Genomic DNA, 25,360 nt, shown 5'->3' with positions numbered 1-25,360 from the left:
GGGGTTGGTCACCCTGATCTGAAAGCCCCCCCTGTGCGGGCTTTTTTTCGACTCAAATCTGCAGACTCAAACGATCCGGCCGTGTCGCCACCAGGCCCAAGCGCATCCCCAGCTCAAAAGCAGCATGCCCAGCAAAGCGCACAAAGCGGAGACCTCGGTGCGGCGGTGCTTTTTCAGCACGATCTTGCTGCTCAGGGACTGGTAAATCTGCAGCAGGTCCTGGCGGTTGTCGGCGCTGAAGTATTCAGCCTTGGTGATCTCAGCGATTTTTTTCAAACTGGCTTCGTCCAGCTTGACCCGCATTTGCATGCCCTGGGCTTTGAGCACCGTGCCTTGCGCCGTGCCCACCCCCACGGTGTAGACACGCACCCCCAGGTCGGCGGCCACCTGGGCCATCTTGAGGGCGTCAGGCCCCGCATTGCTTTGGCCGTCACTGAGCAGCACGATGGCCGCTGCCGTATTGGAGCCGGGTGGCACCTTGGGCAGGCTGACCGGTTTGCGAGGGGCTGCTCCCGATGGACTTGCGGTTTCGGCAGGGGCGGGTGTCGCGCCACCGAGCGGTGTACCACTTGCGGGCTGAGGGCTGGTCTCGCCCTCGATCAGACCGCGCACGTCCAGGCCCGAGCCAGGCAGCATGGCATGCAGCGCAATCACGATGCCACTGCCCAGGGCCGAGCCCGGCTGCAGGCTCAGCTGGTCGATGGCCTGGATGACCAGATCGCGCTGGTCGGTGGGCGCCTGCACCAGCGCAGCCGCCCCCGCCACGCTGACCACGCCCAACTTGACTTGGCCAGGTTGTCCCAGCACAAAGCTTTTGGCGGCGGCCTGCGCCGCTTCAATGCGGCTGGGTTGCACATCGGTGGCGCGCATGCTGCCCGAGCTGTCGATGGCCAGCATCACGGTGTCGATGCGGCTGGGCAAGAGCAAGATGGCCTGTGGCCTGGCGATCGCCACCAGTATCCCGGCCAGGCCCAGCAACACCAGCAGCGCTGGGGCATGTCGCGTGAAGCGGAAGTTGGTAGCACCGGTGTTCATGCTGGCCGTGGGCCAAGCCCGCTGCACGCCACGGCGCTGCCAGGCGACATAAAAGCCCAGCCACAGCGGCAAGCTGGCCAGCAGCCACAGCAGGCGCGGCCAGACGAACTGAATCGAATGCCATTCAGGCATGAACATCCCCGGTTTGAACGGGCCGCTGACTGCCCAAAGGGGCTGCACGGCCACCGGTGCTCAACTGGCTGGCGCGTTTGCGCAGCTGTGCAAAACGCAGCAGGGCCTGGTCCATTGCTTCGTCGGTGTTCAGCTCCAGGCAGTCCACACCGGCTTGGGAAAGGCTCTCCAGTAAAGCGGCTTCACGTTCTTGAGCCTGCTGAGCAAACCGCAGGCGGAACGCTGCATCGTTGCCGTCCACCAACAGTTGCTCTCCCGACTCGGCGTCTTGCACCAGCAGCATACCGGTGTCGGGCCAAGCCATCTCCAGCGGGTCGCGCAGACGCACCGCCACCACTTCATGACGCTTGGCCAGCTGGGCCAGGTTTTTTTCCCAACCGGGGGGGCTGATGAAGTCGGACACCACAAACACCGCCGAGCGGCGCTTGAGCACCGACTGGGCCTGCGCCAGCCATGGACCCAGCGCGCTGGTCTGCACGTTCTTGGCATGGATTGAGGTTTGTCCCGCCTGCAGCATCTGGTGCACGATGTGCAGCAAATGCCGCCTGCCCGAGCGGGCGGGGACCACGCTGTGGGCTCGGTCTTGTCCGGTGAACAGCATCATGCCTATGCGGTTGCCGTGTTGTGACAGCAGCTTGGACAGCACCGTCACAACACTGCAGGCCAGCTGGCGTTTGCTGGTTTGGCCCGAACCAAAAGCCACCGAGGCAGACAGGTCGACCACAAACCAGGCGGCGATTTCGCGGTCTTCCTGGTGTTCGCGCACATAAGGGGTCTGCATACGGGCGGTCACGTTCCAGTCGATGTGACGCACGTCGTCGTGCGCCTGGTATTCGCGCAAATCGGCCAACACCAGACCGCTGCCTCGAAACAGACTGCGGTAGTCACCTTGCAGTTGGCCATCCAGCCGTTTGAGCACGGTCCATTCCAGCCGTTGCAACCATTGCGCTGCGTTGGGCCATGCCGTGTCTGTGCCGGGCGCGCCAGACGCCGGGGCCTGGAGTTGGCCCCGGGCAGCGGCAGCCGTGGCCTCAGTTCGCTTCTTGCGCAGCCAGCTGAACATGGCGGTCCAGGGGTTTACTCGGTGCGGGCACGGCTTGCAGGATTTTAAGAATCAGCGCATCGGCGGTCATGCCCTCAGACAAGGCTTCGTAGCTCAGCACCAAGCGGTGGCGCAGCACGTCGGGCACCAGGTCGATCAGGTCTTGCGGCAGTGCGTAGGGGCGCCCGCGCAGGAAGGCCAGCGCCCGTGCGCCTTCGATCAGGGCGATGGTGGCCCGGGGGCTGGCACCAAAGGTCAAATAGGGCGCCAGTTCGGGCAAGCCGCAACGCACCGGATCGCGCGTGGCGGCCACCAGCTTCACCGCGTACTGCACCAGGGCCGGATCGACATAGCCTTGGCGGCATTGCGCCTGCAAGGCCAGCAGCTGCGCGGTGTCGGCCACGGCCGCTGCGGTGACGGGCATGCCGGTCACGCGCTGCACGATCACGAATTCTTCTTCCTCGGTGGGGTAGCCCACCAGCACCTTCATCATGAAGCGGTCCACCTGCGCTTCGGGCAGGGGGTAAGTGCCTTCGGTCTCGATCGGGTTTTGCGTGGCCATCACCAAAAAGGGACGGGGCACCGCATGGGTTTCTCCTGCAATCGTCACTTGTCGCTCTTGCATCACTTCCAGCAAGGCACTTTGCACTTTGGCGGGTGCCCGGTTGATTTCGTCGGCCAGCAGCAAGTTGGCAAACACCGGCCCCAGCACAGTGCTGAATTCGCTGATTTTTTGGTTGTAAATACGGGTGCCCACCAGATCGGCAGGCAGCAAGTCGGGCGTGAACTGGATGCGCTTGAAACTGCCACTCACGGTTTTTGCCAGCGTGTTGACCGTGAGGGTTTTGGCCAGCCCCGGCACGCCTTCAATCAGCAGATGGCCTTGCGCCAGGATGGCCACCAGGATGCGTTCGAGAAAAGCGTCTTGCCCCACCACCACGCGTTTGACTTCGTAAAGCACGCGTTCCATCAGCGCGGCGTTGACGGCAGCGTTAACGGCAGCGCTTTGGGGTGTCTGGCCCTGGTTCCATGCCAATTCAGAGGGGTTCATGCACAAAGCCTTTCAAGATTGCTGGGTTCATTAAAAATCAAAACGGCGACACGCCCATACCGCCGCCTGCACTTTCAATGGTGGCGGCAAACACGATGCCGATGAAGGTGCGGGCCTTGGTGGGATTGAGGATGGCAGTGACGATGCCCACCACCTCACCAGCCATGTTGATGAGCGGCCCGCCCGAGTTGCCGGGGTTGGCGGCGGCATCGGCCTGGATCAGGCCGCGCATCATGGTTTGACCCTCGGAGCCGAAGGATCGGTTCAGGCCCGAGACCACGCCGGCCGAGACCGAGGGGCCAATGCCAAAGGGAAAACCGACCGCCACCACCTCGTCACCCGGCTGCAGGTTCTGGCTGCTGCCCAGCGTGGCGGGCTGCAGGTCATCGGGCAGGCGCTTGGCCTTGATCACGGCCAGATCGTTTTCAGGTTGCACGCCGATCACCAGTGCTTCCGATTCCGTGCCATCGGCAAAAGTGACCTGGATGCGCTTGGCGCCTTGCACCACATGCAAGTTGGTCAGGATGACGCCCTCTTCCGAGATCACCACACCGGAGCCCACGCCGGTGTTTTGCATTTCGCCTTGGGGGTTTTTCTTGTCTTCGTCTTGGGTGTGAACACGCACCACCGAGGGTGCGATCAGCTGCGCGGCACGGGCGGCCCGCGAAGGCAGGTCCTGGGTGTTCAGGGTGTGCAGCACCGCTGCGTTGATGTCGTCTTGGGTCAGCCGCTGCGGTGCGCCGGCCTGCCGGGTCAGGGCCCAAGTGAGCGTGGCGGAGAGCAAGGCGCACACCAGCAAAGCGGCCCAAAGGGGCAGGCGCTGGGTGATGTTGCTGGCGCTGCGGGGAGCCGTGTGCGCTGGATGGGTATCATCCGCTTTTGCCGGTGCAGGAAGCATTCTGTCAGCCCCTTGTGCAGAGGGCTTTCGGCTGTAGAGTGCGGCGCGTTTCATCGTCGTTAGGGCCTTCGGTGATACAGTGGCTAGACTTCATTGCACGCCACACAACATGCACTTTATCTGGCCCGAGCTGCTTTGGCTATTGTTGTTGATCCCCCTGTTGGTGGTGGGGTACATCCGGGCTTTGCGCCGCAAACGCACCCTGGCGGTGCACTACCCCAGCCTGAGCTTGATCCGGCCTGCTTTGGGGCCGGGACATCGAATCCGCAGGCACATCCCTCCCGCTCTGCTGTTGTGCGCCCTGACATTGGTGTTGCTCGGCACCGCCAGGCCCAGTGCCCGGGTCTCTTTGCCCGCCGACTACCTGACCCTGGTGCTGGCCATGGACGTGTCGCGCAGCATGCTGGCCGAAGACGTGCCGCCCAGCCGCATCGTTGCGGCCCAGCAGGCGGCCAAATCCTTTTTGCAAGAACTGCCACGCCATGTGCGAGTGGCCGTCGTGTCTTTTGCTGGCAACGCCCAACTGGTCCAAGGCGTGACGGACCAGAAAGATGAGTTGCTGGCGGCCATCGATGGCTTTCAACTGCAGCGCGGCACAGCCACCGGCAGTGGCTTGCTGGTGGCTCTCAACACTTTGCTGCCTGAATCTGCCATTGACCTTGAGTCGGTGTTGTACGGGGCCGAGTTCAAGTCGGGCAGCCTGACCGCTCAAGGGGGCGGTTCGGCGGGGCGTTCGCTGGACCAGCGTCCTTCGCCGGGGGCCGCAGAGTCTGCCAAGCCCATCCCCGTGGGTTCGTACACGGCCGGTGCGGTGATCTTGCTGTCCGATGGTCGCCGAACCACCGGGCCCGATCCGGTCGAGGTGGCCAAGTGGGCGGCTTCAAAAGGGGTGCGTGTGTACACCGTGGCCTTTGGCACGCCCAATGGCTTCATCCCTGGCTTGGAGGGCTTTTCTTTTTATGCCAGGGTCGATGAAGAGGCTTTGCAAAAAGTGGCCGAGACCACGGGCGCTGAATTTTTCAGGGCCACCAACGCCAGCGACCTGGCCACGATTTACCAGCACCTGTCATCCAAGTTCACGCTGGAGCGGCGCGACACGGAAATCACCGCTTTGCTGGCGGCATTGGCAGGAGTTTTGGCGCTCTTGGCCATGGGCTTGTCGATGCGCTGGTTCCGTCACTGAAATGCCATGCTGAAACCCGATTCACCCTGAGCCCGATCACATCAGACGAGAGCCCGGAAATTAAGTCACCACTTGCCTGAAAAACAGCGCAGCTTGCCTGCAGACAGACCCAACTTCACCTAGGTGACTATGACCCCCATGGATCCTGAACTTCGACGCACCTGGCTGTTTGGTCCAGGGGCGGACCTTGCAGCCCACGAGGCCATGCTGGCCAGTCCTGCAGACGCGTTGATCGCGGACCTTGAAGACTTCACCCCGCCGCAGCGCCGTCCTCAAGCCCGCGAAAACATCGCCGCGCTGCTGGTTCACTGGCGCACGGCGGGCAAGGTGGCGGTGGTTCGCATCAACGACCTGGCTACCGATGGGCTTGTCGATCTGAATGCCGCCATGCCAGGCCGACCCCACGTCATCGCCTACCCCATGGCCACAAGCTCAGAACAAATGAGAGCATTGGACGAGGCCATCACCGGCATGGAGAAGTCCCTGGGCATCGCGCTGGGATCGACAGAAATACTGCCAGTTTGCGAAACGGCACTTGGCGTGGTGGACGTGCGCAACATCGTCGCCGGAAACGCCAGAATCCGCTGCGCCTTGCTGGGTGCGGAAGACCTCGCGTCCGACCTTTGCGCCGAGCGTCAACCCGATGCCAATGAGTTGGACTACGCCAGACGGCGCTTCATACTTGAGTGCCGTGCGGCCAGGATAGAGCCCATCGATGCCCCCTATACCTTTACCGATGCAGAAGGTGCCTTTAAAGAGGCGCACTACAGCCGACGTCTTGGTTACCGCAGCAAGTCCCTGGTGCGCCCAGACCACGCCAAGTCCATCAATGCAGCTTTGACACCCAGCGACGAGGATGTCCACCGCGCCAGCGCCATGGTCACTGCTTTTGAGGCTGCACGCGCACGGGGTGATGATCGGACCCTCGTAGAAGGGCTCTGGGTGGAAGTGCCCACTTACCGCAATGCGTTGCGAACATTAGAGCGGGCAAAGCGGCTCGCATCTGCATAAGAAACCAGCCATTGAGATCGACTTATTCTTAACGCCTCCTATTCAAAAACTTCTATTAACTATGAAAACACCCCCAAATTCCAACCCTGTTGTTGTCGTTACCGGAGGTGCTCGCGGCATTGGTTTGGAAATCTGCAACACCTTCCTCAAAAGAGGCTACCGAGTGGCGGCTCTGGACATAGAAAGGGAAACGCTGGCCAAAACAGAAGCCCATTTCAACACCCCGGATTTTCTGGCGATTCACTGCGATGTATCCAAGCCCGTTCAAGTGTCTCGCTCTGTCACTCGAATCGAAAGAAAATTCGGCCGCATTGATTCACTCGTCAACAACGCGGGCGTCGCCATTTTCAAACCAATACTGGAAGTGACTTGGCAGGATTGGCGATACGTTATGGACACCAATTTGGACGGTGCCTTTTGGTGCACGCAGGCGTGCGCCAAAGTCATGCTCAAAAACGGGGGTGGCAGTGTCGTCAACATCGCCTCGATCTCGGGCCTGAGAGCCAGCACCCTGCGGGTGGCCTACGGCACCAGCAAAGCGGCCATCATCCACCTGACCAAACAGCAAGCAGCAGAATTGGGAGATGCAGGCATCCGTGTGAACTGTGTCGCGCCTGGGCCTGTGGCCACAGAAATGGCCAAATTGGTTCACAGCAAGGCCATCATCAAAGACTATCACGACACGATCCCCATGAACCGCTATGGCAGCACAGAGGAGATAGCCAACGCAGTGGCCTTTCTGTGCAGCCGTGAAGCCAGTTACATCAACGGCCAAACCATCGCGGTAGACGGTGGGTTTGATGCCTCGGGTGTCGGCCTGCCCACTTTGCGCAAAAGTCGGCAAAGCACATCACCTCGTAAAATCAACAAAATTTAAGCTTGTTGTTACCCCCGGCGTCAATTCGATCAGCCACCTTACTTCATCAATGTATTTTTGGGGTCTAAGGCCTCCAGCAACAACTGCTCATTGAAGCTTTGAGCAGCTGCAGAAAGACTGTGGTTTTTCCTTTTGACCAGGTAGATCGGCCGAACGGCTTTTTTATCCTTGATTGGGACAGCGACCACCCCCGTTCGGATGCACAAAGTCAAGGCGAATTGGGGAACAATGCTCAGGCCAAAGTCGTGCGCGACCAAGCCCCCCAGCGTACCAAGTTGGCTGACCTCCAAGCCCGTATCCACAACCCCCACGCTGCCAAGAAGAGGTTGCACATGCTGCCAGACACTCCCACTGCGGATGGTGTGAATGAAAGGCTGCTTCCTGAGTTCTCTCAAAGATATTTCTGCTTCACTGGCAAATGGGTGACTGCTGTGGCAAATCAAAAACATGGGTTCATTGAATAAAATTCGCGAGTCCAACTCCAATGGGTTTCCTGGTTGCGCATTGATGGCAATGTCAGCTTGACCTTGCCTGATCAAATCCAGGCACCGATCCGAAACGACGTCCGACAGCCTGAGTTCAATACCAGGAAACCTTGATTTAAAAACAGCCATCCGCTCAGGCAACCAATTTGAAGCGATGGAAGGAGGCGCCGCCAAGCTGACTCGTCCTGCTTTTTTTTGTAGCCGATCACTGATGTCGTCTAAGGTTGTTCGTATTTCGGCGGCAATCCGGTTGGCGCCCAAAGAAAAGATTTCACCTTCGGGCGTTAAAAATACGTTCCTCGTATCGCGGTCAAAAAGTTTGATGCCCAATTGCGCCTCCAAGCGACTGATGGACTGGCTGAGTGCCGAGGGAGAGACATGACAGCGCTGGGCCGCCAAACCGAAATGCCGGGTTTCTTCAAGCGCTAAAAAGGCATCTATCAATCGACCCGATATTTTCATAAGATAAGCTTAATAATGGTTCAGTTAATTTAATTTTACAAACCAATTGAACAGCCGCAAAATAGACGAATGTTTTCAACACAACAGGACTTCAGATGCAAACATTGGCAGTGGGCTGCGGTGCAGGTTTTTCAGGGGATCGTGTAGATGCCGCCCTTCCAGTGGTCAAGACGCTGATCGCCCGAGGAGGCCCTGCCGCCTTGATGTTTGAAAATTTGGCAGAAAGAACTTTGGCCCATCAGCAGCTCATTCGCCGGGCCAATCCAAGCCTTGGCTATGAGCCCTTGCTGGAATTGGAGCTTGGCCCCATCTTGGCCGATTGCTTAGCGCACAGCATCCCCATCATTGGTAATTTCGGCGCAGCCAACCCACAGGGTGCGGCCTTATGTATATTGAAATTGGCCGAAAAATTGGGCTTGCCAAAACCTCGGATCGCTGTGGTCTTGGGCGATGACTTATCCACCCAGCAGGGCCGTACCCTTGTCAAACAGCATTTGCACGGCGCGTTTGACGAAGCTCGTTTTGTGTGCGCCAACGCCTATTTGGGTGCATTTGAGATCGCCAAAGCCCTCCAGCAAGGCGCCCAAGTCGTAGTGACCGGTCGAGTGGCCGATCCATCCTTGTTACTGGGGCCCGCCATCGCCCACTACCAGTGGAGTGCGACAGATTGGGACAAACTGGCGGGGGCCACCATGGCTGGGCATCTGCTGGAGTGCGGGGCACAAGTCTCTGGCGGGTACTTTGCCGATCCAGGAAAAAAAGAAGTCCCCGGTCTTGAGGATGTAGGGTTTCCTATTGCAGAGATTTTTGAGGATGGCTCTTGTGTGATCAGCAAGGCTGATCACACGGGCGGTTTGGTCGACTGCCGAACCGTGAAAGAACAACTGCTTTATGAAATGCATGACCCTGCCGCCTACATCACCCCCGATGTGGTGGCCGACATCACCCAAGCCAAAGTGGAGCAAATAGGGCCGGACCGTGTTCGGCTCTCGGGAGTCAAGGGCCACGCCCGAACCAGCACTCTCAAAGTACTGGCCTATTTTGATGGCGGTTGGTTTGGAGAAGGTGAAATTTCATACGCAGGTCCCAATGCCGAAGCAAGGGCTCGGCTGGCCATGCAAGTCATGCAAAAACGCATGGGGCGTCACATGCCGCTTCGGTTTGACCTCATTGGCCTGACGAGCATTCTGGGCGATGATGGTGGCAGTATGTTGACCAACACACCCGTGACGCGCGCAAGCGATGTTCGTTTGCGGGTTGCCGCCAAGCACGAATCATTGGCCATCATTGAATTGCTATTGCAAGAACTGACCGCTCTTTGGACAGGAGGCCCTGCCGGAGGTGGGGGTGTTCGGGTTGCCAAACGCCAAAGACTGTCCAACTTGGCTTGTTTGATTCCACGCGAGATGATCCCTGCAACCGTCCATTTTGTTTGAATTTTTTCAGCACTGCCCCATGAACAACATTGCGCTTTACGAACTTGCACACGCCCGAACGGGTGACAAAGGCAACCATGCCAACATCAGTCTAATAGCCTACAAGCCAGAAGACTTTGCTTTGATGGTCGATCAGGTCACGCCTGAAAGAGTGGCCGTTCATTTTGGCGCTCGCCGCCCCAGTGAAGTGCGCCGCTACCTTTTACCCAACCTGGGTGCCATGAATTTTGTCTTGGACAACGTACTGGATGGGGGCGTCAACGACTCACTCAACCTCGACATGCATGGCAAATCTTTGTCCTTCCATTTGCTGACCCTCCCTGTTCAAAGACCTTGAGATCAATTTTTTTATATAACCATCAGGAGACAACGTGAAAACACGCATTTTTTTAAAAAGCTTCGCCATTGGCTTGGCCCTGCTCGGATGGTCTGTTGCGAGCTGGTCGCAGGCTTACCCTTCGAAACCCGTCAAATTTGTCGTGCCCTTTCCAGCAGGTAGCGCCACTGACCAAGCGGCCAGGCTGATGGCTCAGCAAATGCAAACATTACTGGGCCAAACTTTCCTAGTAGAAAACAAGCCGGGTGCAGGTGGCTCGATTGCGGCCATGGATGTCATCCGATCTGCGTCCGATGGCCACACCCTTTTGTTTTCCTCTAATTCTGCTACCGCCTCCAATGTCGCCTTGCTCAAAAGCATTCCCTATGATCCACTCAAGGACTTCACACCAGTCGCTGCCGTGGGTGAAAACATGCTGGTTTTGATGGTGAAGACAGATCATCCTGCCAAGAATATTCAGGAGTTCATCAACTACGCCAAGCAGCGTCCCGGCAAAGTCAACGCAGGCTATGGTTCTTCCAGCTCGCAAGTGAGCATTGCCGTGCTCAACAAGTTGGGCGGCATTGACACCATGGGGGTCGCCTACAAAGGCATACCTCTGGCCATGAACGACGTAATGGCAGGTGTGGTGGACTTCACATTTGTCGACTTGGGAAACTCAATGGCTCAAGCCAAAGGTGGCAAGTTGCGCCCCTTGGGCATCACAGCCAACAAACGCTCGTCGCTGGTACCCGACTGGCCATCCTTGGCCGAGACCATGCCCGGCTTTGACATCACCGCTTGGTTCGCCTTGGTGGGCCCAGCCGGTATGCCCAAAGACGTGGTGGACAAACTCAATGCGACCATGGGGCAAGCCTTGAAGTCTAAGGATGCGCAGGAAAAACTGGCGGGCATTGGCATTCAGCCTGTGGTCATGACGCCCGACCAACTGAAAACCTTCATGGCCAGCGAAGTCAGCAAATGGGTTCGCTTGGTCAAAGAAGCCAATATCCAACCTGAATGACCGCATGAACCCCGCCAAAAATATCCTCATCACGGGTGCCAGTCGAGGCATTGGACAGGCGATTGCACGCCAAGCGGCGCAGCAGGGCTGGTCGATTGGACTCAATTACAACCAAAGTCAAAGCCAAGCCTTGAGCCTGGCCGAAGAGCTGCGGCAAATGGGCGTCAAAGTCGTTTGTTTGCAAGCCGATGTCAGCCAACAATCGGAAGTGCAGCGCATGTTTCGTGAGTTCGATGAGGCTTTGGGACCCTTGCACGCGCTCATCAACAATGCTGGGATTCTGGCGAGCTTTTTGATCACGGAAGCGGACGAAACCCAGCTCAATCGTCTGTATGGTGCCAATGTATTCAGCGCTTATTACTGTGCGCGTGAAGCAGTACTTCGCATGTCTACCACGCACGGTGGGTCGGGTGGTGCGATTGTCAACATGTCTTCGGTTGCATCGCGCCTTGGCGGTTTGTCCGGCGGCAGCGCCTACGCAGGCTCAAAAGGGGCACTGGACAGTTTCAATTTGGCTTTGGCCAAAGAAGTGGGCGCCCAAGGTGTTCGAGTCAATGCGATCCGACCCGGCCTGATTGCCACTGACATCCACTACGTTCATGGCGGCATTGATCAGATGAAAATCATGGCGAAAACAGCCGTCCCCATGGGGCGTTCCGGTACTGCAGAGGAAGTTGCCAAGGTTGCCATGTGGCTTGCGGGACCTGAAGCCAGTTACGTTCACGGCAGCATCGTGGATGTTGCAGGTGGTCGATAAGCAAACGTTGACTCACCGGACAATCGGCGCGATGCTGCTGAACGGGGACCTCAAAGAAGCAGGCCCACGGGAGGGCTCCGTCGATATGGCCTCGCTGCTGGGCATGGCCTAGGTGGCTGTTTGAGCGAGTGCATCAAGCGGGCTGAAACACGCAAGTAGGTTGGCCCCTTCGAGGTCAGCTCCCTTTTTTTCTTCTACTCGATCACGGTCAGCTGCGTGGTGTCAATTTCAATCCACACCGGCTCATTCACTTCAAAGACATCCTGGGGCCTCGCGGTGACCCGCAGGGCTTGCTCAATCCCCGGCACAGTCACGTGATAGTCCCAGTATTCTCCGAGGTAGGCGCGGCGCTGCACGCTGCCCTGTACGCAGCAACTGGCGCTGTTCACGCCAGGGTTCTGCTTGAGCAGGTGAATGCTTTGCGGTCGGATCGACACCAGTACGTCCTCTGGCAGAGGAGACTCGGCCTGTAATGACTGCTTGGACACCGAAAAGCCGCCAAAGTGCACGTCATTGCCAGTGGATTTTCCATCGATAAAATTCGTGCGTCCGATGAACCCAGCGACAAATCGCGTCTTCGGTCGGCCATAAAGCGCATACGGCGCATCGATCTGCTCCAAGTGGCCCTTGTTCATGACGGCGATTCGATCTGAGGTCACCATCGCCTCGGCCTGATCATGGGTCACGTACACCATGGTGATCTTGAACTCGTCGTGCAGCCGGCGGATTTCGAAGCGCATCTCCTCGCGCAAGTTTGCATCGAGGTTGGAGAGCGGTTCGTCCAGCAACAGCACGGCGGGCTTGACCACAATGGACCGCGCCAGGGCCACGCGCTGCTGCTGCCCGCCACTCAGTTCAGCCGGATAACGGTCGCGCAGATCGCCCATCTGCACCACCTCGAGGATCTCACCCACGCGACGGCGGATCTCGTCGGTCTTGAAATTGCGTATCTTCAGACCAAAACCCACGTTCTCCGCCACAGTCATGTTGGGCCAGATAGCGTAGCTCTGAAAGATCATCGACATCTGCCGCTTTTCCGGCGGCAGGCTGGAGGCGGGAGAGGAAATCACCTGGCCATCCAACTCGATGGTGCCGGCCGTGGGCGTCATGAATCCCGCGATCATGCGCAGCGTCGTCGTCTTGCCACAGCCCGAAGGCCCCAGCAATGAAACAAGCTCACCTGCCGCGAGTTCAAGATTGAAATTCTCGACAGCAGTGAAGTTACCGAACGTGCGGGATACGTTGCGCAGCACCAGCTTGCTCATGTGGGGGCCCTCCGAAGCATGAAGTCACGACCCATCAGGCGAAAACCAATCAGGATAAAGACCACGGTAATGAACACCAGAATCAGCCCGATGGCCGCCAGCATCTCGAAATTTCCCTCGTCACTCTTGTCGAACAACAGCACCGAGAGCACCTGCGTATTGATCGAATACAGGAAAATGGCAGTGCTCAACTCCCGTGTGGCCGGGATGAACACCAGAATGAACGCGCCGGCAAGACTGCGTTTGAGAAGCGGCATCACCACGCTGCGAATCGCGGTAAAGCGGGTGCCACCCAAGATGCGAACCGCATCCTCAAGTTCAGGATTGATGCTGCGGATAGCCGCGCTGCAGTTGACATAGGCGATCGGTAAAAAGCGAGTGGCAAAGGCCAAGATCAAGATCCACGCAGTTCCGTACAACAACAAGGGTGGGTTGGTATAAGCGGCATAGAAGCCAATCGCCAGAACGATACCCGGAATGACGAACGGTGCCATCGTGAGAAACGACAACAGACTGCCAACGTGCTTGCCGACCAGTTGCCGGTTCACGATGTACGCGACGCACAGCGCCAGTGCGATCGCAATGACGGAGGCTGCGCCCGCATACATGAAGGTATTCAGCGTTGCATTGCGCGTCAGGTTGTTCTCAAAGATGGTGAAGTACAGGTTGTCCAGCGTCAGGTTGTCCAGCGAGAAACCGCGTCCCCAGGCCTTGGCCAACGCAGCCTGGCAGATGACGACCATCGGCATGAAAAAAGACAGCGTGCAGACGCCCAAACAATAGCCGAGCATCGGCCACTTCCAGCGGCCCAGGGGTATCAACCGACGTTCGCCACCCTTGCCCGACAGAACGGCGTAACCTTTGCGACTGGTGATGCGCCGCTGCAGCCAGAACAGCAACACCGTGATGCCCAACAGCGGCATCGCATAAGCCGCTGCGACACCCACCCGAGGCGGGTACTCAAAGAACTGCCACAGTTGGGTCGTCACCACATGGAATCGGCCTGGCAGTGCCAGCAATGCGGGGGAACCGAAGAGCGCAATGGCTTCCAGGAACACCAGGATGAAGGCCCCCAGAATCGCTGGCATCACCAGCGGAAGTGTGATGGACAAGGACGTGCGCAAGCTACCGGCGCCAAGGATGTTCGCGGCATCCTCCATTTCTGAGGAGACGAGATCGAGCGCTGATTTGGTGAACACAAATACGTAGGGAAAACTGTAGCAGGCGATGACAAAAATCAGCCCAGGCATGGAGTAGATATTGAACGGCCCCTTTTCCATGCCGGTCAGTTCGACCACCAATTGGTTCAACCACCCGGCATTGGGACCGGCCAGCAGAATCCAACCCACAGCCCCCAGATAAGGCGGAATGATGAATGTGCCCAGAATGGCGACCCAAATCAGGCCTTTGGCGGGCATGTCGGTGCGGGAAAGGGCCCACGCCAGCGGTACGCCAAAGACCAGGCACAGACTTGCGGCTGATACCCCCAGGATGAGTGAATTCAGCAGCGCTTCGACATACCGCGCGCGACCGTAGGCGACGAAGTAGTTGGCCAGCGTAAAGGCCCCATCCGGTTGCTGGAAGCTGACCACCAGCAGGCGCAGCAAGGGATTGACGACCAGGAACAACAGCAAGCCGATGGCCAGTAACCAGACCCAGGCCGACTTGTCCAGATGCCGCCACCATTGACCGAATGCCGAAGAACTGGCAGTTTCCTTCAGGGAGGTCATATCAGGTCCCTCTCTTCACACCTAGACACCGAAGGTGTCACGAAACTTTTCCTTCACTTCCGGGATGCCCTTGGTGATCTCATCCTCTGTGGGACGAACGATCTTGACCTCTTCCAGCGGCTTGGCACCAGGACCTGGTTTTATGCCTTTGATGACCGAAAGCGAATGACTCTTGACCTGGGTCTCGGCCGCTTCCTTGTCCAGCAAGAATTCAATGAAAAGTTTGCCGGCGTTTGGCGATGGCGCGTTCTTCGGAACGGCGCTTGGGGAAACCATAAGCAAAGCGCCGTCCGTCGGATAGATGACGCTCAAAGGATTTCCTTTGTCACGGCTCAGCAGGGTCGTCGCCTCGGGGCCGGCTGCCACCCAGCGCTCCTTGGCATTCAGCATGGTCACCGTATCGTTGACCGAGCGGCCGATTTGCGGCTGGTTCTTTTCCAGCTTCTCGAAGTAATCCCAGCCGTAGAGCTTGCGCATCTGCACCACCCAGGTTCCGACATAGCCGCTGAACGCAGGGTGCCCGATGGACACCTTTCCCTTCCATTTGGGGTGAAGCAGGTCAGGCCAGTTCTTCGGCGCGTCTTTCTCGGACACCAGGCTGTTGTTGTAGGTGATCAGCATCAAGGCTGCTGCAGTGACGGAGTAGTAATTTTCCGCGTCGTTGTACTGCTTGAGAGAATCCACCATCTTGGGAAGATTATTGGGCCGGTATTGCAGCAACAATCCCTTTTTCTTAAGGTCCGGATAGTGGCTCACATCGGTGCTGCTGAAGACAGATGCCACCGCGACGTTGGCCTGCAGGTCCTGCTGGAACCGCTGTAAGGCGACCTGCGCCGTCGTGCGCACAAAGTTGCATTTAATGCCGGCATACTTTTTCTCGAATGCCGTGCACAAGCTGGCCGCCTCCTCGGTGTTGTAGTGGGCGGTGTAGACGGTGAACTGCTTCTCCTTCTTCGCCGCTTCGTACAACTGCTGCTCCCACGCCGGCATCTGAGCCCGCAGCGGGACAGCGGCAAAGGTCAGTGCTGCGCCAACAAGCGCCAGAAAAAAACGAATCATGTTGCGGCTCATGGAATCTCCTTTAGGGAAGTGAACGTCTCTTGAGGTTTATGAAATTTATCGTGTGCGCAATCGAAAAAGCTCAGCGGCCCGTGAATATCGGCTTGCGTTTGGCCATGAAGGCCGAGCGACCTTCCACGTAATCCTCGCTGTTGAAACAGCGGTCGACGACCTGCTGGCACAGCACCATGTCGCGCGCAGATTCGTCTTTCGTCACTTCACCGACGATCGTTTTGATCGACGCCACAGTAAGCGGGGCGTTGGCAGCGATGGTGCCCGCATAGTCCCGCACGTACGTTTCCAGTTGCCCATCCGGAACAAGGCGATTGACCAATCCCATCGCCACTGCCTCCTGGGCTGTGAACTGGCGTGCGGTGAAGAAAATTTCTTTGGCGAAGGAAGGGCCCACCACGTCCATCAGCTTGCGCACGCCCTCGGCCTCATAGCCCAGCCCCAGCTTGGCCGCCGGCACGCCGAACTTCGCCCCCTCGGAAGCGATGCGCATGTCGCACGACAAGGCCACCGAAACGCCGCCGCCGATACAAAAGCCGCGAATCATGGCGATGGTGGGTTTACCCACATGTTTGAGCGCAACAGTTGCCTTGCCCGATGCCTCGTTGTAGGTACGGGTCGTCTCGGGGGAAGATCGCTTCTCCTCGAACTCTGAAATATCCGCTCCGGAGACAAAGGCACGGTCCCCAGCCCCTTTCAACACGATCACGCGGATGGCCTTGTCGCTTTCGAAATCTCGCACAATGTCGGCCAGTGCTTCCCACATGGCCAGAGAGACGGCGTTGCGTCGCTCTGGATTGTTGAACGTGATCCAGCCGATCGGACCGTCCTTCTCGGCGATCATCTTGTCAGTTTTCGAAATCAGCATCTTGGGCTCCTTGACAGTGGCCTCGTAGCAAACGGCATTGACGTCTCTAACGTAACGCAGCGTGGGACGCTTGCAATCCGTTCAAACCCTTGTACACAGGGCAGACTCAGGCTGGTGGCTAGGCCAACCCGTAGACCGGCGTGTCGATGCCCTCCATCCTGGCCTTGATCTGCAGTGCAAGGTAGCGCGAATAGTGGCGCGACTGGGCCAGGTTACCGCCGTGGAACCACAGCGCGGTCTGGCGCGTCGGCTTCCACATGTTGCGCAGTTCGCCCTCCCAGGGGCCTGGGTCCTGGGTCGTGCCCGACCCCAGGCCCCAGCAGGGGCCAACCGCCTCGGCAACCTCGGGTGAAATCAGTGCCTCGGCCCAACCGGTCATCGAACCGTAGCCTGTCGCGTAGACGACCAGATCGGCCGGCAGTTCGCTGCCGTCGCTCAACACCACTGAGTTCTCGGTCAGCCTGTCGATTTCGAGACCTGACTTCAGCGCAATGCGGCCATCGGCGATCAACTCGGACGCACCGACATCGATGTAGTAGCCCGAGCCGCGGCGCAGGTACATCGGCCCCAGACCTGATTCATCCTCGCCAAAGGTCAGCTGGAAACCCGCCGCACGCAGCCGGTCGTAGAACAGTGCGTCGTCGCGCTGGATCTGGGCGCAAACGGGAATTTGGAATTTCGGCACCAGCCTGTAAGGGATCGACGCGGTCGTCAAGTCTGCCAGGTCGGTGCTGACTCCGGCCTGGAGCGCAGCCTCCGAGTACAACAGGCGGCCGTAGCGGCCTTGGGTCTCGGACTTCACCACCAGCGTGGGCGAGCGTTGGAGCATTGTCACCTCGGCGCCGTACTCCCACAGATCTGCTGCGATGTCGTGCGCCGAGTTGTTCGAGCCGACAACAACACAGCGCTTGCCGGCAAAGTCTTCGCCCCCGCTGTGCTGGCTGGAATGGTGCTGGCGCCCACGGAAGAGCGCCGCGCCGGGAAATTCCGGCACGCGGGGCCGGCCCGACATGCCGGTGGCCAGCACCAGATGACGCGGCTGCAGCGTGATCGGCTGGCCCTCGCGCATGACCTGAACCGACCATTGCTGCGATGCCTCGTCGAAGGACGCGCTCAGGCATTCGGTCGAAGGCCAGTAGTTCAGCTCCATCAGCTTGGCGTAGGCCTCGAGCCAGTCGCCCATCTTGTCCTTCGGCGTGTAAACCGGCCAGTGGTCTGGGAACGGCAGGTAGGGCAGGTGGTCGTACCAGACCGGGTCGTGCAGGCAGAGCGACTTGTAGCGCTTGCGCCAGGCGTCGCCGGCTTGAGCGTGCTTGTCAACGATCAGCGTGGGTACACCCAATTGCTTGAGCCGTGCGCCCAGACCCAGTCCACCCTGGCCGCCGCCGACGATCAGGCAATAGGGCTGACGTTGGTAACCCAACTCAGCAACCTCGGCAGCCCTCGCGTCAGACCAGTTGCGGCGGCCGCGGATCGCGCCGTGCTCGGCACCCAACTCGCGGGTCGCACCGCGCTTTTCCTCGAAACCCTTGAGTTCCTGCAAGGTTGTGAACAGCGTCCAGCAGCGGCCATGCTTGAGCCGGACATGGCCCTTGCCTCGGCCCACCGAAGTCTCGAAGTTGAACCAGGCCTGGACCACACCTTGTGCTACGCCTTGGCCTTTGCTGGCCTCGCCTTCGAGTACCCAGTTTCGGGGCTGCACCCGCGCCAGCGTGTGCAAGAGCATTGCGGTGATTCCAGAGCGGCCCTCGAGCGTGGCGATGTTCCAGGTGAAGGCGATCAGATCGCGCCAATAGGCCTCGTCGCCAAACAGCGCTGCCGCGGCCGGGACATCGCCCCGATCCAGCGCGGCTGATAAATTCGCCAGCCAGTCGGCGACTTCAGCTGTGGAATCGTCTTGTGTCGTCATGCGATGTCCTCGGTTGCACTGCGTGGCGAACCCACGGCCAACAAGAGAATATAGGATATTAAAAAATTGTCGTCGGCGTCGGCGATAACCAACCCGCCGCTCCAACCGGGAGACCCGAGCCAAGGGTGTAAAAAGTCAACATCAAAATTTCAGATCTTGAGGCGCTGACCAATGGCTTGGACGGAGAGGTGCATGAGGAAGACGGATCACAGGTGGCAGTGCTACTCCATGGCGGCGTTAAGCAAGCCCACCGGCCTCACCCGGGCAAAGAGGCCAAGCAACAACAGATCAAGGAGATAAAAGAATGGTCTTGAAGTGCAGCAGGCCATAGCGATGAAACAGAATGAAGACCTCACCGGACAATCGGCGCAATGCTGCTGAACTGGTCCGTCCACAATCTCAAACCCGGTTGGTCATAGGGCTCGTTTCCGAGCAAACGGCCCTGCTCGTCCCGCATTGCACGATTGACTGATGGGTACGCCTTCAGGTAGGCCTGGTCATTCGTCATGATGAAGTGCAAATTCCTTCTCACATTGCGCACCTCATCCACTGCTTGGTATTTGTGCCGGTAGGCCATGCCCGAAACCTCGGCTTGGGCTTTCACAATGGGGTAAAGGTTCAGATAGGCATTGGTGATGTTGATCGCGATGTGACCATCGGGCTTCAGGTGGTTGCGATAAATTTGAAACGCCTCACGGGTCAACAAATGGATGGGCACCGATCCGCCTGTGAAAGCATCCAGCACAATCACGTCGTACAACTTGTTTTTAGGCAGCTGCTCCATGCGCAACCGGGCATCACCCAACAAAATATTCTGCTCACCCGCTTTGCAGGTGGACAAGTTGTCAAACCAATCCTGTGCAAACCGAACAGCTGCTGGGTTGATTTCATAAAAGTCATACGCATCGGTTTGGCGTGCATAGTTAGCCAAGGTGCCAGCGCCCAAACCAATCAAGGCCACAGACAACGACGATTTTTGCGCCATGGCCCATTGCAATGTCTCCCCGATACCACTGTCTCGCGCATAGTAGGTGGTCGGCACATGACGCAGCGCGTCAGATAGGAACTGCTGACCATGGGTCACATTGCCACTGAAAAACACCCGGTCATCGCGCTCGGGCTCCGAGACATACCGCCGCTCCTTAACGGACACAGTGCCATAAAAATTTCGGACTTGATCAAGCACAATTTCGGTACGGTCGTCCTTGCGGACCTCTCGCCAAGACCACGGGTTTTGCATGGCATACAACAAAGCCACCATGACCACTGCTATCAAGGCACCCGCGGCATGACGCACACGACCACGGGCTTGACCCTCAACACGAAACAAGACATGGCAAGCCAACACGGCCACCAGGACCAGGGCCATCAACCACTCCAGGTAATCGTCGAAAAATTGGGTGGCCACCAGGGTCACAAACAAGCCTCCGAACGCCCCCCCAATCGACATGCACAGGTAAAACTCGGTCAAGCGTCGCGTATCCACCGGCCTGCGGCGGTAAAGCTCACCATGGCACAGCATGCACACCACAAACAACAAAGCGTAATGCGACCAACGCACTTCATTGACGCCATAGTCCCAATCGATACCGAGCCAACGCGGTATGTCGCTCAATCCTGAAGCAACCAACAACAAAATCAGCGTAAGGAATGCAAACAACTTGGGGCGGTACCAACGGGGGTGGTCAAAAGTCAAGATGAAAGTGACCAAATACAAACCCAGTGTAGATACCCAGAGCCTGGGCTCGGGCGCCACGTCGTGGCTGATCTGATCGGTCGTTGCAATGAAAACCAATGAGGCCAAGGCCGGCAAAGCCACCCAGGACAGGCGCTGGACCCACGAAGGCTTCAGTGCGCTGGCCGCTTGCCTTGGCACGACCTCGTCAGCATCGGAATGGGCTGCGCCGGCGGGCGTCTTGTTTTGCCACACACCCAAAGCCACCGGCAAACACAGCAAGGCAAACACCCAAAAGCCAGCTGTCCAAAGTCGCCCCATTTCCTGCTGCTCCAGCCAAGGCTCCAGCACATAAGGAAAAGATAAAAGTGCCAAGAACGAACCCACATTGGACAAAGCATACAAACGGAAAACCGATGAGGCGTGGGCCGTGCTGGTGAACCAGTGCTGAACCAAAGGCCCGGTGGTCGCCAAACAAAAATACGGCAAGCCCACACTGGCCCCCAAAATCAATAGCACCTGAAAAACCGGTGAGTCAGATGATTCAGGCCGAAGCTCCGCCCCGGGTAGCACTCTGGAAGCCAACAAGGCCGCCAGCACCAACAAGACCACATGAATACGCGCCTGGGTTTTCCGGGAGGGCAAGGCCGCCAAAGCATGGGCATACAGGTAGCCCAAACACAAGAGGGTTTGGAAAAACAGCATGGCCGTGGTCCAAACTGCGGGACTGCCACCAAACCATGGCAGGATTTGTTTGCTGAGCAGGGGCTGAACCTGAAACAACAAAAAAGCGCTGGTGAATATTGTCAGCGCAAATGGCAAGAAACTCCACGGATTGGGAGATGGACTGGGCAGGGGATGGGTCATGTCACTTTGACTGGCCAGAAAACCAGCACTTTTATTTAGGTGAGTAAGACAATGCCATGCCGTTCATACAAACAGCGAGTTTTCTTGTCCACTCTTGAATGGCGCTGATTCTACAAGTGTCTATTTGAATCATGACCCTACGTTGCTGTGGGTGCCAAGCCCTACCGCACCCACAACTAGACCATGACGATGGAATTAAGGGTAAACACTCATAAGAGAATAAAAATCACGATTCATCAAAATCAATTCAAAAAAATGTTTAATCTTGTGTTTTGACCAAAGGGTTGCAACTGCTCATATCTGCAGAGCCCAGCCCAACTCATCCCATATGGAGTCGATCATGAAGTTGTTTTCTGTTTTGTTGCCGATTCTGCTGACCAGCTGGCTGAATGTGGCCTGCTCATCCACCACTGCCACACCTGCCCCCAACACGGCCCCCCCCCAAGCAGCCACAACGGCCTATGAACCTGTGCGCGGTCAAGCCGGTAAAGATGTGATCTGGATCCCCACCCCAGAAGGGCTGATTGACAAAATGCTCACAGCCGCCAAGGTGACCGATCAAGACAGGTTGTTTGATTTGGGTGCGGGCGACGGCATCATCGCCATCACTGCAGCGCGCAAATACGGTGCGCGATCTGTGGGCATTGAGTACAACCCCGACATGGCCCAATTTGCCCGGCGCAAAGTGGCCGAAGCGGGCATGACCGACAAAGTACGGATCATCACAGGGGACATTTTCCAAGAAGACTTCAGTTCTGCCACTGTGGTCACTCTTTACCTTATGCCTCACCTGAACTTGAAGCTTCGTCCCATCTTGCTCAAAATGAAGCCCGGCACGCGGGTGGTCTCGCATGCCTTCAACATGGGTGACTGGGGGCCTGACGAAACCATGTCGGACCAATTCTCACAGGGCTTTTTCTGGGTGGTCCCCGCGCAAATTGAGGGCGACTGGGTGATGACCGGACTGGATGGCGGCCCCACACGCTTGAACATGAGTCAATCTTTTCAAAATATTGGCGGAATACTCACCCGCGGCGGCCAAACCCAAGCCCTGATGGGCGCCAAATTGCGTGGCGATGAGGTCAAGTTTCAATTCATCACCCCAGACAAAAAAGTGCACACCTTTTCTGGTCGCGTGGAAGATCGCCGCATTACGGGAACGGTAGTCTCTGATTACATGCAGACGCCCGTCGAAATTACCCGACCTTGAAATACATTTGAAACACACCAACGAGTTGGACGATCCAGATGAAACCTGATAGCGCTCCCCCCGCCAAGATACTCCGTCTGCTGCAGCCCTTTTCAGCCGTGGCGCTGATCGTGGGCATCGTGATTGGAGCTGGCATTTTCAAAACCCCCTCATTGGTTGCTGGCATCAGCGGTGATGCCGGCTGGGCGCTGGTTTTGTGGATGGTAGGCGCCCTGATCTCCATTGCGGGAGCGCTTTGCTATGCAGAACTTTGCACGGCCTACCCCAATGCCGGGGGGGATTACCACTTTTTGCACCGGGCGTTTGGGCGCAATATTTCTTTCATTTATGGGTGGTCGCGCGCAACGATCATCAACACAGGCTCGATTGCCTTGCTGGCCTTTGTTTTTGGCGATTACATGAGCACACTCGTGAACCTGGGCACCTACTCCAGTGCCGTCTGGGCACTGCTGATCGTGATTGTCTTGACGGTGGTCAACCTTGCCGGCATTCACGCGTCTTCCAGCATGCAAACCTGGTTGACCTTGATTGAAATTGTCGGTTTGCTGGCCGTTGTCGCAGCAGGATTTTGGGTCGATGCTCCAGCCTCGGGCGCCCTTCAATGGTTTGCACAAGCGCCAGCGCCAGCGCAATGGGGGCTGTGCCTGGTCTTTGTCTTGCTGACCTTCGGCGGCTGGAACGAAGCCGCCTACATATCGGCCGAATTGAAGGGCGGACCGCGCACCATGGTCTGGGTCATCTTGGCCAGCATGCTCACCTTGACGGTCATTTACCTGCTGGTTAACACAGCCTTGCTGTTTGGCCTGGGCTTGAATGGCTTGAGCCAAAGCAAAACCGCTGCAGGCGACCTGCTGGGCCTGGCCTTTGGTCCTTGGGCGCAAAAAGCACTGGGCTTGTTTGTGGCCATTGCCGCATTGACCAGCATCAATGCCACCATGTTTGTCGGTGCTCGGACCAACTTTGCTGTTGGAAGCGACTGGAAAGCCCTGCGCAAATTGGGACAATGGGAACTGGACATTGGCAGCCCCAAACAAGCATTGACCCTGCAAGCCCTGATCAGCATGGGCTTGATTGCATTGGGCACCCAAGAAGCCGACGGTTTTTCTGCCATGGTCGAATTCACTGCCCCCGTGTTTTGGGGTTTCCTGTTCCTGGTCGGGCTGGCCCTGCTGTGGTTGAGGCAGGCGGATCCGAGCACCCCGCGTCCCTTCAAAGTGCCGCTGTACCCAGTACTGCCCCTGATTTTTTGTGCCGCCTGCGCATGGTTGACCTACTCCAGCGTCACTTACGCCATCTCTCAAAAAGCCATTCACGTTTCTTTGTGGCTCATTGCCAGCGGCGTTGTGGCCTTACTGCTCTTGCGAGCGCGCGAAAAAACCGTCGGTCAACTTCCCCACCAAATTTGAAACAACAAAACCCCCAACACCTGATTTTGACCACGGGGTGTTGAGGCCGACGTTGAATTGCCCCCCTCTTCTAATCAGCGTTGACTTCAACGCTGCGACCTGCGGATGGACAACCAAGACAGCTTCAAACAGCCCTCCTCAACCGATAATAGAAAAATTTTGAAGACAACCAATACCGGAGAATCGCCTTGACCGCCAGCAGCCTTCCTGTCATCTGGGTCGATGCGATTTTGCTTTTCACTTTTTGCGAGTGGCTCTTTTTGAGCTATAGAAGCACCCAAAGAAAAAACGGTTTACGGTTTGCCGATATCAGCGCAGGGCTGCTGCCCGGGTGGCTTTTGATGCTTGCACTTCGATTTGCATCGCCCCCAGAATTGCCCATCGAAGTGTTTGTTTGCCTTGCCCTCGCTGGACTGGCGCACGCTTTGGATTTTTACCGAAGATACAAATAAAACCCGATCAGATTCTTAACATTCTCAACAAATTGCCTTTAGCATGGGGGGGTGACTCTCTCATCTCCACCATCGCCGGTTCTGCCTCTGTCCTTGTCCGCTCTGAGGCGCGACATCGACTCGCCAGCGGGCCGCATCAGCCTTTACAGCGCTGGGCCTCAAGACCAAACCCGTGGACTGCCGCCGCTGTTGCTGGTCCACAGCATCAACGCTGCGGCCTCAGCAGCCGAGCTTGCACCGCTTTTTGCTCATTATCGGCAACAGCGTCCGGTCTACGCTCTTGAACTTCCAGGTTTTGGTTTTTCTGACCGCAGTGCCCGCCCGTACACGCCGCGCTTGATGACCGACGCTTTGCATGCTGTGCTGGACCTCATTCAATCTGAAAATGGTGGTGAAGCCTCGGATGTCTTGGCGGTGTCGCTCTCAAGCGAATTTGCAGCCCGTGCCAAATGCGAAGCGCCGCAAACTATCCGGCGGCTTGCACTGGTCAGCCCGACCGGTTTTAGAGGAAGAAAACTGCGCTATGGGCCAGATGGTGGAACGCTGGGTTTACCATGGCTATACCGTTTGCTGACGATGGACCTCTGGCGCCAAGGCATTTTTGATACCTTGACCCGACCCGGAGTCATTCGGTATTTTTTAAAGCGCACTTGGGGTGCTGAAAATATCGACGAGACATTTTGGCGTTATTGTTTATTGACCTCGCGACAGCCGGGCGCTGCCAACGCGGCCTTTTATTTTGTCTCAGCCTTTTTGTTCAGCCGTGACATCAATCGACTCTTCGAGAGTCTGGACGGTCCAGTCTGGGTGTCCATGGCCACTCGCGGAGATTTCACCGATTACCGTGGCCGGCATACGGTTGAAAACAGAAAAAACTGGCAGTTTCATGCCGTTGAAGGGGGCGCACTGCCGTTTTTTGAAGACCTGCCCGCTTTCACCAAAAAGCTTGACCCGTTTTGGGACGGTGAGCACCCTTACCAAAGAATTCAACATTGAGCGTCGTGCTGGCGACGAAATTGACGCTGACTTATCTGGTTCATGGCGACAAAATATCTTACCAGCAGGATGCTGCAAGGGAGATTTTTTCTTCAAAAAGCCGAATGGACAGAGTGGAAAAATTTGGCTACTGTGAATTCTTTCACTGAAAAAATACACAAACTTTAGGGCTGTCGTGACGAGGTGGACAGGCGAATGGATC

General features: G+C 57.5%; 23 protein-coding genes. 12 read left to right on the top strand and 11 right to left on the bottom strand.

The window, feature by feature from the left end; all coding sequences use genetic code 11:
- Nucleotides 1-66 precede the first annotated feature (66 nt).
- The 4 genes from B9Z49_RS07915 to B9Z49_RS07900 all read right to left on the bottom strand — a co-directional run bounded on the left by B9Z49_RS07915 (nucleotide 67) and on the right by B9Z49_RS07900 (nucleotide 4,212).
- Nucleotides 67-1,167, bottom strand: a complete 1,101-nt coding sequence (locus tag B9Z49_RS07915) for a VWA domain-containing protein (protein WP_108353039.1) — start codon at nucleotides 1,165-1,167, stop codon at nucleotides 67-69.
- Nucleotides 1,160-2,230 carry a DUF58 domain-containing protein gene (locus B9Z49_RS07910; protein ID WP_108352902.1) on the bottom strand — a complete coding sequence of 357 codons (1,071 nt, stop codon included), beginning with the start codon at nucleotides 2,228-2,230 and terminating at the stop codon, nucleotides 1,160-1,162. Before B9Z49_RS07910 ends, B9Z49_RS07915 begins: the two co-directional genes overlap by 8 nt.
- On the bottom strand, nucleotides 2,199-3,179 hold the full coding sequence (locus tag B9Z49_RS07905) for a MoxR family ATPase (protein ID WP_108353038.1): 981 nt from the start codon (nucleotides 3,177-3,179) through the stop codon (nucleotides 2,199-2,201). The genes B9Z49_RS07910 and B9Z49_RS07905 overlap by 32 nt, the downstream gene beginning before the upstream one ends.
- Nucleotides 3,180-3,297: 118 nt before the next feature.
- The gene (locus B9Z49_RS07900; protein ID WP_108352901.1) at nucleotides 3,298-4,212 is read right to left on the bottom strand and encodes a S1C family serine protease; all 915 of its coding nucleotides are present in this window, start codon (nucleotides 4,210-4,212) and stop codon (nucleotides 3,298-3,300) included.
- A 55-nt stretch (nucleotides 4,213-4,267) separates the two neighbouring features.
- Here B9Z49_RS07900 and B9Z49_RS07895 point away from each other — a divergent pair, with 55 nt between their 5' ends.
- The 3 genes from B9Z49_RS07895 (at nucleotide 4,268) to B9Z49_RS07885 (ending at nucleotide 7,229) form a co-directional block, all read left to right on the top strand.
- Nucleotides 4,268-5,341, top strand: a complete 1,074-nt coding sequence (locus tag B9Z49_RS07895; RefSeq protein WP_108352900.1) for a VWA domain-containing protein — start codon at nucleotides 4,268-4,270, stop codon at nucleotides 5,339-5,341.
- Nucleotides 5,342-5,479: 138 nt separating this feature from the next.
- Nucleotides 5,480-6,352: a CoA ester lyase gene (locus B9Z49_RS07890; RefSeq protein WP_158273452.1), complete on the top strand. Its 873-nt coding sequence runs from the start codon at nucleotides 5,480-5,482 to the stop codon at nucleotides 6,350-6,352.
- Nucleotides 6,353-6,413: 61 nt separating this feature from the next.
- Nucleotides 6,414-7,229, top strand: coding sequence for an SDR family NAD(P)-dependent oxidoreductase (locus B9Z49_RS07885; RefSeq protein ID WP_108352898.1), 816 nt, complete (start codon nucleotides 6,414-6,416; stop codon nucleotides 7,227-7,229).
- A 38-nt stretch (nucleotides 7,230-7,267) separates the two neighbouring features.
- Here the strand turns inward: B9Z49_RS07885 and B9Z49_RS07880 are convergent, their stop codons facing one another.
- Nucleotides 7,268-8,176 (bottom strand): LysR family transcriptional regulator, encoded by a 909-nt coding sequence (locus tag B9Z49_RS07880; RefSeq protein WP_108352897.1) that lies wholly within the window; start codon nucleotides 8,174-8,176, stop codon nucleotides 7,268-7,270.
- Between the two features lie 95 nt (nucleotides 8,177-8,271).
- Here B9Z49_RS07880 and B9Z49_RS07875 point away from each other — a divergent pair, with 95 nt between their 5' ends.
- From B9Z49_RS07875 to B9Z49_RS07860, 4 genes are read left to right on the top strand one after another with little or no spacing between them, the layout of a single operon-like run.
- Entirely contained in the window at nucleotides 8,272-9,612 is a 1,341-nt protein-coding gene (locus B9Z49_RS07875) for an acyclic terpene utilization AtuA family protein (RefSeq protein WP_108352896.1), read from the top strand.
- Nucleotides 9,613-9,631: 19 nt separating this feature from the next.
- A complete protein-coding gene (locus B9Z49_RS07870; RefSeq protein WP_108353037.1) occupies nucleotides 9,632-9,949 on the top strand; it encodes a hypothetical protein in 318 nt (105 codons plus the stop codon).
- Nucleotides 9,950-9,983: 34 nt separating this feature from the next.
- Complete coding sequence (locus B9Z49_RS07865; protein WP_108352895.1) at nucleotides 9,984-10,952, top strand: tripartite tricarboxylate transporter substrate binding protein; 969 nt, start codon at nucleotides 9,984-9,986, stop codon at nucleotides 10,950-10,952.
- A 4-nt stretch (nucleotides 10,953-10,956) separates the two neighbouring features.
- On the top strand, nucleotides 10,957-11,709 hold the full coding sequence (locus B9Z49_RS07860) for an SDR family oxidoreductase (protein WP_108352894.1): 753 nt from the start codon (nucleotides 10,957-10,959) through the stop codon (nucleotides 11,707-11,709).
- 194 nt (nucleotides 11,710-11,903) lie between these two features.
- Here the strand turns inward: B9Z49_RS07860 and B9Z49_RS07855 are convergent, their stop codons facing one another.
- The 6 genes from B9Z49_RS07855 to B9Z49_RS07830 form a co-directional block, all read right to left on the bottom strand.
- Complete coding sequence (locus B9Z49_RS07855; protein ID WP_108352893.1) at nucleotides 11,904-12,974, bottom strand: ABC transporter ATP-binding protein; 1,071 nt, start codon at nucleotides 12,972-12,974, stop codon at nucleotides 11,904-11,906.
- On the bottom strand, nucleotides 12,971-14,704 hold the full coding sequence (locus B9Z49_RS07850) for an iron ABC transporter permease (protein ID WP_108352892.1): 1,734 nt from the start codon (nucleotides 14,702-14,704) through the stop codon (nucleotides 12,971-12,973). Before B9Z49_RS07850 ends, B9Z49_RS07855 begins: the two co-directional genes overlap by 4 nt.
- A gap of 21 nt (nucleotides 14,705-14,725) precedes the next feature.
- Nucleotides 14,726-15,775 (bottom strand): ABC transporter substrate-binding protein, encoded by a 1,050-nt coding sequence (locus B9Z49_RS07845; protein WP_108352891.1) that lies wholly within the window; start codon nucleotides 15,773-15,775, stop codon nucleotides 14,726-14,728.
- Nucleotides 15,776-15,845: 70 nt separating this feature from the next.
- A complete protein-coding gene (locus tag B9Z49_RS07840) occupies nucleotides 15,846-16,643 on the bottom strand; it encodes an enoyl-CoA hydratase (RefSeq protein WP_199225015.1) in 798 nt (265 codons plus the stop codon).
- A 118-nt stretch (nucleotides 16,644-16,761) separates the two neighbouring features.
- Nucleotides 16,762-18,552 carry an NAD(P)/FAD-dependent oxidoreductase gene (locus tag B9Z49_RS07835; RefSeq protein WP_108352890.1) on the bottom strand — a complete coding sequence of 597 codons (1,791 nt, stop codon included), beginning with the start codon at nucleotides 18,550-18,552 and terminating at the stop codon, nucleotides 16,762-16,764.
- Between the two features lie 352 nt (nucleotides 18,553-18,904).
- Nucleotides 18,905-21,094, bottom strand: a complete 2,190-nt coding sequence (locus B9Z49_RS07830) for a fused MFS/spermidine synthase (protein ID WP_108352889.1) — start codon at nucleotides 21,092-21,094, stop codon at nucleotides 18,905-18,907.
- 340 nt (nucleotides 21,095-21,434) lie between these two features.
- Between B9Z49_RS07830 and B9Z49_RS07825 the strand changes: the two genes are divergently transcribed.
- The 5 genes from B9Z49_RS07825 to B9Z49_RS21770 all read left to right on the top strand — a co-directional run bounded on the left by B9Z49_RS07825 (nucleotide 21,435) and on the right by B9Z49_RS21770 (nucleotide 25,307).
- Nucleotides 21,435-22,304 (top strand): cyclopropane-fatty-acyl-phospholipid synthase family protein, encoded by an 870-nt coding sequence (locus B9Z49_RS07825; RefSeq protein ID WP_108353035.1) that lies wholly within the window; start codon nucleotides 21,435-21,437, stop codon nucleotides 22,302-22,304.
- Nucleotides 22,305-22,342: 38 nt separating this feature from the next.
- A complete protein-coding gene (locus tag B9Z49_RS07820) occupies nucleotides 22,343-23,710 on the top strand; it encodes an APC family permease (RefSeq protein ID WP_108352888.1) in 1,368 nt (455 codons plus the stop codon).
- 188 nt (nucleotides 23,711-23,898) lie between these two features.
- Nucleotides 23,899-24,162 (top strand): hypothetical protein, encoded by a 264-nt coding sequence (locus tag B9Z49_RS07815; RefSeq protein WP_108352887.1) that lies wholly within the window; start codon nucleotides 23,899-23,901, stop codon nucleotides 24,160-24,162.
- Between the two features lie 189 nt (nucleotides 24,163-24,351).
- Complete coding sequence (locus B9Z49_RS07810) at nucleotides 24,352-25,158, top strand: alpha/beta fold hydrolase (protein ID WP_158273451.1); 807 nt, start codon at nucleotides 24,352-24,354, stop codon at nucleotides 25,156-25,158.
- Complete coding sequence (locus B9Z49_RS21770; RefSeq protein WP_158273450.1) at nucleotides 25,155-25,307, top strand: hypothetical protein; 153 nt, start codon at nucleotides 25,155-25,157, stop codon at nucleotides 25,305-25,307. Before B9Z49_RS07810 ends, B9Z49_RS21770 begins: the two co-directional genes overlap by 4 nt.
- Nucleotides 25,308-25,360: the final 53 nt, after the last annotated feature.

It is taken from the genome of Limnohabitans sp. 2KL-51, assembly GCF_003063645.1.
GTDB lineage: Bacteria > Pseudomonadota > Gammaproteobacteria > Burkholderiales > Burkholderiaceae_C > Limnohabitans_A.
This window is presented reverse-complemented; position numbering and strand designations above follow the sequence as displayed.